General features: G+C 29.2%; 11 protein-coding genes. 8 read left to right on the top strand and 3 right to left on the bottom strand.

Annotated features, from left to right (window positions below; translation table 11 throughout):
* Together lonC and HUJ77_RS05475 are read left to right on the top strand one after the other, a co-directional pair.
* Window positions 1–1,407: Lon family ATP-dependent protease (gene lonC / locus HUJ77_RS05480; RefSeq protein ID WP_291707570.1), on the top strand; the 1,407-nt coding region annotated here is incomplete at its 5' end.
* A gap of 140 nt (window positions 1,408–1,547) precedes the next feature.
* Complete coding sequence (locus tag HUJ77_RS05475; protein WP_291707569.1) at window positions 1,548–2,885, top strand: replicative DNA helicase; 1,338 nt, start codon at window positions 1,548–1,550, stop codon at window positions 2,883–2,885.
* Window positions 2,886–3,015: 130 nt separating this feature from the next.
* On the opposite strand, the gene HUJ77_RS05470 is transcribed toward HUJ77_RS05475, so the two are convergent.
* The gene (locus HUJ77_RS05470) at window positions 3,016–3,309 is read right to left on the bottom strand and encodes a hypothetical protein (protein ID WP_291707568.1); all 294 of its coding nucleotides are present in this window, start codon (window positions 3,307–3,309) and stop codon (window positions 3,016–3,018) included.
* A gap of 130 nt (window positions 3,310–3,439) precedes the next feature.
* On the opposite strand from HUJ77_RS05470, the gene proC reads away from it, so the two are divergent.
* The gene (proC, locus tag HUJ77_RS05465; protein ID WP_291707567.1) at window positions 3,440–4,240 is read left to right on the top strand and encodes a pyrroline-5-carboxylate reductase; all 801 of its coding nucleotides are present in this window, start codon (window positions 3,440–3,442) and stop codon (window positions 4,238–4,240) included.
* Window positions 4,241–4,405: 165 nt separating this feature from the next.
* On the opposite strand, the gene HUJ77_RS05460 is transcribed toward proC, so the two are convergent.
* Entirely contained in the window at window positions 4,406–5,578 is a 1,173-nt protein-coding gene (locus HUJ77_RS05460; protein ID WP_291707566.1) for a malic enzyme-like NAD(P)-binding protein, read from the bottom strand.
* 182 nt (window positions 5,579–5,760) lie between these two features.
* Here HUJ77_RS05460 and HUJ77_RS05455 point away from each other — a divergent pair, with 182 nt between their 5' ends.
* The 5 genes from HUJ77_RS05455 to HUJ77_RS05435 all read left to right on the top strand — a co-directional run bounded on the left by HUJ77_RS05455 (window position 5,761) and on the right by HUJ77_RS05435 (window position 9,843).
* Complete coding sequence (locus tag HUJ77_RS05455; RefSeq protein ID WP_291707565.1) at window positions 5,761–7,050, top strand: adenylosuccinate synthase; 1,290 nt, start codon at window positions 5,761–5,763, stop codon at window positions 7,048–7,050.
* Window positions 7,051–7,330: 280 nt separating this feature from the next.
* Entirely contained in the window at window positions 7,331–7,738 is a 408-nt protein-coding gene (locus HUJ77_RS05450) for a YtxH domain-containing protein (RefSeq protein ID WP_291707564.1), read from the top strand.
* A 12-nt stretch (window positions 7,739–7,750) separates the two neighbouring features.
* Window positions 7,751–7,900, top strand: coding sequence for a lmo0937 family membrane protein (locus HUJ77_RS05445; protein WP_291707563.1), 150 nt, complete (start codon window positions 7,751–7,753; stop codon window positions 7,898–7,900).
* Between the two features lie 195 nt (window positions 7,901–8,095).
* A complete protein-coding gene (locus HUJ77_RS05440; protein ID WP_291707562.1) occupies window positions 8,096–8,983 on the top strand; it encodes a hypothetical protein in 888 nt (295 codons plus the stop codon).
* 101 nt (window positions 8,984–9,084) lie between these two features.
* Entirely contained in the window at window positions 9,085–9,843 is a 759-nt protein-coding gene (locus HUJ77_RS05435) for an acyl-ACP thioesterase domain-containing protein (RefSeq protein WP_291707561.1), read from the top strand.
* A gap of 78 nt (window positions 9,844–9,921) precedes the next feature.
* Here HUJ77_RS05435 and HUJ77_RS05430 read toward each other — a convergent pair whose 3' ends face one another.
* Window positions 9,922–11,172, bottom strand: a complete 1,251-nt coding sequence (locus tag HUJ77_RS05430) for an NAD(P)/FAD-dependent oxidoreductase (protein ID WP_291707560.1) — start codon at window positions 11,170–11,172, stop codon at window positions 9,922–9,924.
* Between the last annotated feature and the right edge of the window lie 313 nt (window positions 11,173–11,485).

The raw sequence follows: 11,485 nt of genomic DNA, 5'->3' as shown, positions 1-11,485 counted from the left end.
ATGAGTCTTTTAAGACCAGAAACTTTTGATGAAATTGTTGGTCAAGAAAGAGCTATAAAATCATTAATTTCAAAAATGGCATCACCATATCCACAACATATAATTTTATATGGACCTCCTGGAGTAGGTAAAACTTCAGCAGCAAGACTTGCTTTAGAAGAAGCAAAAAAATTAAAATTTACACCATTTGATGGGCATTCAAAATTCGTTGAAGTAGATGGGACTACATTAAGATGGGATCCAAGAGAAATTACTAATCCCTTATTAGGGTCAGTACATGATCCAATTTATCAAGGAAGTAAAAAAGATTTAGCAGAAGTTGGGGTGCCAGAACCTAAAACTGGTTTAGTAACAGAAGCCCATGGTGGAGTTTTATTTATAGATGAAATTGGAGAATTAGATGATATTCTTCAAAATAAATTATTAAAGGTTTTAGAAGATAAGAGAGTTGAATATTCATCTTCATATTATGATCCAGATGATGAAAATACTCCAGAATATATAAGATATCTTTTTGAAAAAGGAGCTCCAGCAGACTTTGTATTAATTGGAGCAACTACTAAAGATCCAGGAAAAATAAATCCTGCGTTAAGATCTAGATGTACAGAAGTATACTTTGAGCCATTATCAGCAACAGATATTATTGGCATAATAGAAAATGCAGCTAAAAAGCTAAATGTAAAACTAGAAGAGGGTGTTGCTGAATTTATTAGCAGATACACTATTGAAGGTAGAAAAGCTGTAAATATACTAGCTGATGCATATGGATATGCATTATATAATTCTAACGAAGAAAGCGATACTATAACTTTAAGAGATGTTGAAGAAGTTATATCAATAGGAAGATATATACCATTTGAAAGAGTGGAAGATGTAGAAGGCTATGAAATAGGTCACACTTATGGCTTAGGTGTAAGTGGATTCTTAGGATCTACATTAGAAATTGAAGCTGTAGCTTTTGAATCAAAGAAACCAGGAATGGGTACTGTTAAATTTAATGATACTGCAGGTTCTATGGCAAAGGATTCAGTATTCAATGCTGCATCAGTAATAAGAAGAATTACTGATAAGGATATTAAGGATTACGATATTCATGTAAATGTAGTAGGTGGTGGAAGAATAGATGGGCCATCAGCAGGTGCAGCTATAACTATTTCTATAATAAGTGCTTTATTAGAAAAGCCAATTAGACAAGATGTAGCAATAACTGGAGAAATATCTTTAAGAGGAAATGTTAAACCAGTAGGTGGTATTTTTGAAAAAATATATGGAGCAAGAAGAAAAGGAATAAAGCTTGTAGTTATTCCTAAAGCAAACGAAAAAGAAATTCCATTAGATTTAAAGGATATAGAAGTTAAGTCTATAAGCAAAATTGAAGAATTAATGGATATAGTATTCGAAAAATAAAATAAATTAAGGGCTGATAAATATTATTTGAATTAACTTGATATGGTAATAACAAGAAATCAATATAATACTTATCAGCTTTTTTCTAGTAGAAATTTTTGATATAATATATTTATTATGAAAAGGAAGGAGGTTACAAATTGGATACACCAATAATGAGAAGTTTACCTCAAAGCTTAGAAGCTGAACAATCTGTTATTGGAGCAATGATAATAGATAAAAGTGCAATAGCAAAAGCTTTAGAAAAGCTGAATGAAGAAGATTTCTATAGGGATGGACATAAGGTTATATTTAAGGCTATAAGAGAGATGTTCTCAAAGGATATGGCTGTTGACCTTGTAACCTTATTAGAATATTTAAAATCAACAGATATGTTAGATAAAGCAGGTGGGGTTACTTATATATCAGAAGTAAGCTCATCAGTAATTACAACAGCAAACTTAGAAGCATATATATCAATAGTAGAAGATAAATCAACTTTAAGAAAATTAATTAGATCGGCTACCAGTATAATAGAAGAAAGTTATAATAAGCAAGATAGAGTAGAAGAGGTATTAGATTTAGCTCAAAAGAAAATATTTGATTTAGCTGAAAAGCAAGGTTCTAATGATTATGAACCACTATCTAATGTACTTGAAAGAGGTTTCTTAGAAATTGAGAGATTATTTAATAATAAAGGCTCTATAACTGGAGTTGGTTCAGGTATAAGAGATTTAGATGCTAAAACATCAGGATTTCAAAAGGGAGATATGGTGCTTATTGCAGCCAGACCTTCTATGGGAAAAACCACATTTTCTTTAAATATCGCAGAAAATGCAGCATTAAGAGAAGGAAAAAGTGTAGTTATTTTTTCTCTGGAAATGTCAAAGGAACAATTAGCATATAAATTACTATGTTCAGAAGCAAATGTAGATATGTTAAAGCTTAGAACAGGTAACTTAGATGATGATGATTGGGAGAGAATTGCAAGGGCTACAGGGCCTCTATCTAAGGCTAAAATATACATAGATGATACTGCAGGTCTTAGCGTAATGGAAATGAGATCAAAGTGTAGAAAAATAAAAATGGAACATGGGATAGATATGATACTAATTGACTACCTTCAATTAATGAGTGGTAGCTCAGGAAGCGAAAGTAGACAACAAGAAGTTTCAGAAATATCTAGATCTATAAAAGCTTTGGCAAAGGAAATGGAATGTCCTGTTATAGCCTTATCACAGCTGTCACGTGCTCCAGAACAAAGAGCAGACCATAGACCTATGCTATCTGACTTAAGAGAGTCAGGATCTATTGAGCAGGATGCTGACGTTGTTATGTTCTTATATAGAGATGAGTATTACAATAAGGAAACTGAAGAAAAGAATATAGGTGAATGTATAATAGCTAAGCAAAGAAACGGCCCAGTTGGAACAGTTAAGATGGCATGGATTGGTGCTCATAGTAAATTTGCTAATTTAGAGTTAGTTTATAAGGAATAATACACTTATGTCATTAAACAATTTAAAATTAATAATGAAAAATGTAAAATTAAAAAATTTAAAATTTAAATAAATACATTTTACATTGTACATTTTTAATAATGGAGCTGTTATGACAGCTCCATTATTTTTAACTTTTAAGAACCTTTAAGTAGATATAATTAGCTTGTACAGAATTTTCTATTGTATCAATATCTACATTATTTAAATAAAGTATTCTTTTAAAGTTCAATAAATCATTAAACTTATTTTTTAAGGAGAGGTTTAAAACAAGAAAGTTATTTATACTTTTTATAATTATTTCTTCTTTAGTTAAGCCTTGAAGAAAAATATAAATATCATAAAAACTATTTTTGTCGATAACTTTTATAATAGGATTTTTAGGTTCTTTAGCTGATTTAATTTCTATTAAAGTATCTTTCATGACTATCCCTCCTTATAAATAGTTTGGATTTTATTAAAAAAGCTATCCTATGGGTGTAATGGCTAAGTTCATAAATTATAAAAAAGTAAGAAATTTATCTATAATAAAAAATAAAAAGGAAGTGTAGGGAATGAATAAAAAAATAGGTTTCATAGGCTGTGGTAATATGGGAAAAGCTATTCTTACAGGAATATTATCATCTAATGAAGTATCTAGTGATAATATTTATGTATCTACTAAAAGTGAGAAATCAAGAAAAAATATTGAAGATGAATTTAAAGTAAAAACTACTTTAAATAGTAAAGAAGTAGCTAAGTTTTCTGATATATTATTTTTAGCAATTAAGCCTAATATTTTCAAGGAAATAATATTAGATATAAAGGACAATATAAGTAAAGATACTATTATAATATCTATTGCAGCTGGCATATCAATGGCGGATATGGAGAATTGGATTGGAGATGACTATAAAATAGTTAGAACTATGCCTAACACTCCAGCATTAGTAGGAGAAGCAATTTCAGCAATTTACCCTAATAATAATTTACAAGAAAATGAAGTGGAAGAAGTTTGCAAAATTTTTAATATGTTTGGGCAATATGAAATATTAGAAGAAAAATATTTTCATGGATTTATTGCATTATGCGGTTCATCTCCAGCCTATGTATTTATGTTTATAGAAGCAATGGCAGATGCAGCTGTTAAGCTTGGTATTCCAAGAAATAAGGCTTATAAGATGGCAGAACAAGCTATATTAGGCTCTGCAAAACTTGCTTTAGAAACAGGAAAACATCCAGGTGAATTGAAAGATATGGTTTGCTCACCTGCTGGAACAACGATTGATGCAGTAATAGAATTAGAAAATGGTGGGTTTAGAAGTACAATAATTAAAGCCTTAGAAAAGTGTGCTGAAAAATCAAAAAACATGTAATTATAATAAATAGTAGAGTGTTTATAGCCTGGATTCACTTAAAGTCAGCACACTCTACTTATCTTTTTATTAAAATTAAAGGAAATAATATCTAATACTTTAGTATTATAAGTATTGCTTACAACTTCTCTTAGTTTAAAGTTAGGATACTCTGATGTTTATATTTTAAAGTTTAGAAACTCCTGTCTTTATTGCAGCTTCTTTTACTGCATTAGCAACTGCCTTTTGAACACTTAAATCAAAGGCCTTTGGAATTATATAATCGTAGTTTAAGTCTTCTTTATTAACAGAGTTTGCAATGGCATGTGCTGCTGCTATTTTCATTTCTTCGTTTATTTCTCTAGCTCTTACATCTAGAGCCCCTCTAAATATACCTGGAAAGGCTAATACATTATTAACTTGGTTTGGGAAATCTGATCGTCCAGTACCTATAACTTTAATTCCTGCTTCTTTCGCTATATCTGGGAATATTTCAGGCGTTGGATTAGCCATAGCAAAGATAATTGCATCCTTATTCATAGTAAGTGCCATTTCTTTAGTTACTATATTTGGAGCTGATACTCCTATAAACACATCTGAATTTTCTAATGCATCCTTTAAGCTACCATTAATATTTTCTTTATTAGTTATTGAGGCTAATTCTTTCATTGAATCATTTAAATTATTAATTTCTTTATTTATTATTCCGCTCTTATCACAAATAAGAATATTTTTAGCACCAAAGGAAATTAATAATTTACAAATTGCAGTACCAGCAGAACCAGCACCATTTATAACAATTTTTATATTTTCAATTTCTTTTTTTACAAGCTTTAAAGCATTAATTAATCCAGCAAGTACTACTATAGCTGTTCCATGCTGGTCATCATGAAAAACTGGAATATCTAATTTTTCTTTAAGTCTTTTTTCTATTTCAAAGCATCTAGGGGCAGAAATATCTTCTAGATTTATTCCTCCTAGAGAGGGAGATATTCTAATAATAGTTTCAACTATTTCATCTACATTTTTAGTATCTAATACTAAAGGAAAAGCATCCACATCCGCAAATTCCTTAAATAATATTGATTTACCTTCCATAACTGGTAATGAAGCTAAGGGTCCAATATCCCCTAAGCCTAAAACTGCAGTTCCATCAGAGATAACAGCTACAGTATTCCATTTTCTTGTATATATGTAAGCTGAATCTGGATTTTTATGTATTTCCCTGCAAGGTTCAGCAACTCCAGGAGTATATGCTAAACTTAAATCTTTTTCGTCTTTAATCTTACAATTGGATTTTATTTGGAACTTACCTTTTAATTCTTCATGATATTTTAGAGATTCTTCATAGATATTCATAAAAATGCTCCTTTATTATATATTCATATTATAATTATACGAATTATATATATATATTGCAAAAAAATATTCGCAAAAAAGTTGAAAGTTTATTTTTAGTTTGTTAATATTATATTTAGAGATTAATTTCAATTAATTTTATTAATGAGGGCTTTCAAGTCCTTAGGCAGGGAGGCAAATTAATGTCAGCATTTGTTGTTTTAGGAGCCCAATGGGGTGATGAAGGAAAGGGAAAGATGACTGATTACTTAGCTGAAGAGGCACAGGTAATAGTTAGATTCCAAGGAGGAAATAATGCAGGTCATACGGTTGAAGTAGGAGACAAGCAGTATAAACTTCACCTAATACCATCAGGAATACTATATGATAATAAATTAAATATTATTGGAAATGGAGTAGTTGTTGACCCGAAAGCTTTATTTACAGAAATAGATTATCTTCAAGGAGAAGGTGTTAGTGTTACACCAAATAAACTTATTATAAGTGATAGAGCTCACGTTATAATGCCTTATCATAAGGTGTTAGATAATCTAAAGGAAAAAGCAAGAGGGAAAAATGACATAGGAACAACAGGAAAAGGAATAGGACCTTGTTATACTGATAAATTTGAAAGAGCTGGAATTAGAATTTGTGATCTTATAGATGAAGAAGTTTTTAAAGAAAAATTAAAAGAGAATATTGAATTTAAGAATAAATACATAGTTAATGTTCTTGAAGGAGAAGCATTAAACTATGATGAGATATTAAAAGAGTATTTAGAGCTTGCAGAAAGATTAAGACCTTATGTTCAAGATACTTCTGTAAGATTATATAATGAAATTAAAGATGATAAGACTGTATTATTTGAAGGAGCGCAAGGAATGCTTCTTGATATAGATTATGGAACATATCCATATGTAACATCTTCAAATACAACTGCTTGTGGTGTAGCAAGTGGATCAGGAATTGGACCAACTATGGTTACTAATGCAGTGGGTATAGCTAAAGCCTATACTACAAGAGTTGGTAAGGGACCATTCCCTACTGAATTAGATAATGAAATAGGTGAATGGATTAGAGAAAAGGGCCATGAATATGGAGTAACTACAGGAAGATCAAGAAGATGTGGATGGTTAGATGCAGTTATTTTAAAAACAACAGTAAGGGTATCTGGGTTAACATCATTATGTGTAACTAAAATAGATACTTTGGCTGGACTTGAAAATTTAAAAATTTGTGTAGGATACAAGTTTGATGGTAAAGTTATAGACTATTTCCCAGCAAGCTTAAATGACTTAGCTAAATGTGAACCTATATATGAAGAATTTGAGGGTTGGGGTGAAGAAGTAGCTGAAGCTAGAAGCTACGAAGAACTACCTGAAAATGCGAAGAAATACTTAACTAGAATAGAAGAGCTTACAGGAACTAAGATTTCTATTATTGGTGTTGGTCCTAGAAGAGATCAAACCATAAGAGTTACAAAAGAACTTTAATAATAATATAAGTGAAAAGAGTTGTATGAAGATGGAGTTTATCTATCAATTACAACTCTTTTTTATTCACAAAAAAAATAAGTAAAATTTTGTAAAAAATATTAAGAATAAATGATAACTGTAATCAAGTGATAGTAATTATTGACCAATAATAGGGTTTATGGTAACATATAGTAAATAGTTACTATATTTAAATTAAATTTTAATGAAAAATAAGTATCTAATTTAAGTATATTTGAATAAGAAATATACAAAATATTAAGAATGAGGGGTGGCAGTTATGTCTATGTTAAGAAACTTTATAAAGGATAACCAATTACAAACTAGAAGATGTAGAAGAAAAGAGTTAACTTTAGCAGTTACTTTAGGAGCTACTTTTGGTGTATTAACTGGAATTGCTATAAACTCAAAATCAGATGAAATAAAAAGATTACTTAACAAAGTTAAAGATAAAAATATTAAGTATATAAACGAAGGAAAAGAAAAGCTAGAAGATTTAATTAATGAAAAGAAGGAAGATATAAAAGATATTAAATCAGGCATAAAAGAAGGTTTAGAAAACGTTAAAGATAAAGAAGAGAATGTAAGAGAAATTTTAGATAGAAAAGTAAATAAGGGCAAAGATGAGGTTTCTGATATTGCTAAAGAGACTACTAAAGAAATAAAAAATGAAATTAATAAGAACTAGGAGGCGGTTATAATGGGATTTCTAAGATGGTTAGGTGGAATAGTAGTTGCGATTTGGTTATTAGGTCTACTATTTAGAATAGGTGGAGGATTAATACATATTCTACTTGTTGTAGCTGCAATAGTATTTATAGCAGATTTAATAACAAGAAGACCACGTTAGTAGGAAAGTGAATTTAATAATGAAAAGAGTAATTTAATAGTAACTATATAAAAAGGAGATTGTTTAGGCAATCTCCTTTTTTATATAGTTAATAATTTTCACCTAAATAAGTAAAATTATTGCAAATAAATTATAAATAGTAAAATATTGTGATAAAATATAAATACATAAGTATAAATAAATAGGGGTGATTTTATGGAAATAAGAAAAAATAATTTACGAATAACTGAAATTTTATCTAGGGCATTTGATCTATGTGTAGACAATTTTTTAGAATTCCTTAAAGCTATAGGAATTTTTATGGCACCAGCAATTATATTACCATTAATATTATTTTATACAGTATTTGCTACTGCCTTTATTAGCTCATCATTTTTATATTCTTACTCATATACAGACTCTGCTCTAGATAGAGTATTTACAGGTCTAGGAATAGGAACAGTAGTGACTATTATGGTGCTATCATTAATTTTAGGTATAATATCTTTATTTGGTAGTTTAGTAATAATTAAGATATCAGATGATGCAAATAAGGGAAATGAAGTTAGTTGGAGATCAGCAACAAGATATGTATGGGATAGAAAATGGAGAGCTTTAGGACTAAATATATTAGTTTGGCTTATGATTATGGCATTAATGATAGCTCTTATAATTTTGTTTATAATACTAACAATTATAACATTAGGGTTAGGCCTTATTATTTTAATTCCATTATTTTTTGGAATTTTATTAATTATAACACCTTCAATGACATTATTTAATTCAACATTTTTAATTAATGATTTAAGCGTTACGGATTCAATAAGAGAAACTTTTCTTTTATTTAGAAAGGGCTATTTTTGGTCAACTATTGGAAGAATAGCTGCAATATCTGGTATTTTATTTATTGTAGTAATAATATCAGCAATACTTGATTTTATTCCTTTCCTTGGCACTATAATAATGTCATTAGGGTCATGTGCAGCATCAGTATATATGTCTGCTTATATTAGTATATTTGTTCTTGATAGAAATCAACCTAATGTAGATAATTTTGGAGGAAATGATAATTCAGATAATGGTTTTATAGATCCAATTATCTAAGTTATTATAAGGGATTGGTAGAGCAGGGCAAAATAAATAATTACAAATAATGTGAAATGGGGGCTGTTATAACAGCCTCTTTATTAACAGGAGGTAGTTTTATGGGGAAAGCTTATGAAAAAGAATATGAATTACATTATTACGACGTAGATAAGAATTTGAAGGGCAGTATGTCCACTATAATAAACATATTATCTGATATAGGAACAAAACAATCTGAGAGTCTTGGGGCTGGAATGAAGGACCTTATGGAAAATAATATGACATGGGTATTTTATAATTATCATGTGAAAATATTTAGAGAACCTATGTATGGAGAAATATTAAAAGTGAAAACTGAACCAGTAGGATTTAAAAAATACTACGCTCTAAGAAATTATGAGATAAAAGATAGTAATGGGAATATTATAGTTAATGCTAATGCCGTATTCTTATTAATTAATTTAGAAAAGAGAAGAATGATGAGAATTCCAGAATCACAATATCAATTATATGGTGTGGAAAGTGATATGAAGGGGGAATTCAAGTTACCTAGAATTAAGCAAATCCAAGAATATAAATATAAAGATAGTTTTAAGGTGAGATATACTGATATAGATTCAAATCAACATGTTAATAATACTAAATATATTGATTGGGCTATGGAAACTTTACCAGAAGATATAGTAGATAATTATTCCTTAGATGAAATAAAGGTTACATTTGAAAAAGAATGTAAACATGGAGAAACTGTAAATGTATATACTGATATAAAGGAACAGGAAGATGGATCATTAATAAGTATGCATAGGATTGAAACTCTAGATAAAAAGGAATTAACTAGATTAATAGGTTGTTGGAGAAGAGAAGAACACAGATAAATAAAGTAAAAGAATTATAAGGAGGCAATTTAGAATAATAATTGCCTCCTTATTTTTTATAAACAAATATTTAAATTTCTATTTATTATTATCTGCAATATTTTTAGCTACTATATAACCAGAACTCCAAGCCCATTGTAGATTAAAGCCACCGCAATCCCCATCTACATCTAAGATTTCACCACAGAAATATAGATTTTCAACTAATTTAGATTTAAGATTAGAAGAGTCTATTTCCTTTGTATTTACACCACCTATAGTAACTTGGGCTTGATTAAAGCCATTAGTATCTACACACTTAAATTTCCAAGACTTTAATATATTAATTATGTTTTTCTTATCATTCCAATCTAGTTCATAACAAGGCATATGAAGATTAGAGATATTTGCAGATTTAAGTACTGTAGGGATTAATTTTTTATTAATTACACCTATAAGAGAATCTATAATTGGTCTATGTGAAAACATAGCAAAATGTCCTTCAAGAAAGTTTTCAACATCTTCAATATCTTCGTTAGGAAGCATATCTACTAATATTTCAACATTTTTATTATTAAGTAATGCTTTTGATGCATGACCAGATAATTGAAGTATTGGAGGACCAGAAATACCGTAGTCTGTAAATAGTATTTCGCCAAATTCTTTTCTTATTATTTCTCCATTTACTAATAAGGTAGCATATCCATCGAATTTTACTCCTGATATTGATTTTAGATAAGGATTATCTAATTTCAATTGAACTATGCCAGGAATAGTTCTAACAATTGTATGACCTAGTGATTTAGCTAAATTATATCCAGAACCATCAGAGCCAGTTTTAACAGCGGATTTTCCTCCACAGGCTAAAATTAATTTATTACATGTGAATAACTTTTTCTCTTCATTACTTGTGGATAATTTAAAAACTTTTCCCTTGTGGATATCTTTTACCTTGCAATCTGTGTATAAAGGTATATTTCTATCCTCAATTGAAAATCTTAATATATCAACAACTGAAGAGGCTTGAAGAGATTTAGGATACATTTTTCCGTTATTTAGTTCTATAATAGGAAGCCCAAGAGATAAAAAGAAATTCTCTGTATCACTAACCCCAAAGCTAGATAAAGTTTTAGAAAAGAATCCTGAATTCTCACTATGGTATGAAAGGAAGGGAAAAGAAATTGTTCTATTAGAAATATTGCAACGTCCATTTCCTGTAGTTAATATTTTTTTCCCGATCCTATCAGTTCCTTCTATAATTGCTACATCTAAACCAAAATCTTTTGCTGTAATTGCAGCCATTAATCCTGATGCCCCTCCACCTATTATAATTAAATCATGATGAATCATAATAAACTCCTTAATATATTTTATTTTTATTTAATTATCATACTAATAGAATTATAATATATTTATAAAGAATACTTAAGAAGTTTAATTTAGATAAACATAATAAATTTCTAGGTTTTAAGCGGTTTTGTTAGTATGAATTTAAAAATAAAAAAAAAGTTGCGAAAAAGTGTTGACACTATATTAAAATTTATGTATTATAGTTAATGTGCTCGCCGACAGAAAGGCAAGTACGGGCGACAAACAAAAAGCCTATATGGCTCCTTGGTCAAGCGGTTAAGACACCACCCTTTCACGGTGGTAACAGGGGTTC

The sequence above is a fragment of the Clostridium sp. genome (assembly GCF_021443865.1).
Lineage (GTDB): Bacteria > Bacillota > Clostridia > Clostridiales > Clostridiaceae > Clostridium.
Note: the sequence above shows the minus strand (reverse complement) of the source record. Positions and strands in the feature narration are given on the sequence as shown.

Excerpts from the sequence above, each read along its gene's own strand:
- HUJ77_RS05470 (WP_291707568.1), bottom strand. The coding sequence starts at position 3,309 with ATGAAAGATACTTTAATAGAAATTAAATCAGCTAAAGAACCTAAAAAT.
- proC (WP_291707567.1), top strand. The coding sequence starts at position 3,440 with ATGAATAAAAAAATAGGTTTCATAGGCTGTGGTAATATGGGAAAAGCT.
- HUJ77_RS05460 (WP_291707566.1), bottom strand. The coding sequence starts at position 5,578 with ATGAATATCTATGAAGAATCTCTAAAATATCATGAAGAATTAAAAGGT.
- HUJ77_RS05455 (WP_291707565.1), top strand. The coding sequence starts at position 5,761 with ATGTCAGCATTTGTTGTTTTAGGAGCCCAATGGGGTGATGAAGGAAAG.
- HUJ77_RS05450 (WP_291707564.1), top strand. The coding sequence starts at position 7,331 with ATGTCTATGTTAAGAAACTTTATAAAGGATAACCAATTACAAACTAGA.
- HUJ77_RS05445 (WP_291707563.1), top strand. The coding sequence starts at position 7,751 with ATGGGATTTCTAAGATGGTTAGGTGGAATAGTAGTTGCGATTTGGTTA.
- HUJ77_RS05440 (WP_291707562.1), top strand. The coding sequence starts at position 8,096 with ATGGAAATAAGAAAAAATAATTTACGAATAACTGAAATTTTATCTAGG.
- HUJ77_RS05435 (WP_291707561.1), top strand. The coding sequence starts at position 9,085 with ATGGGGAAAGCTTATGAAAAAGAATATGAATTACATTATTACGACGTA.
- HUJ77_RS05430 (WP_291707560.1), bottom strand. The coding sequence starts at position 11,172 with ATGATTCATCATGATTTAATTATAATAGGTGGAGGGGCATCAGGATTA.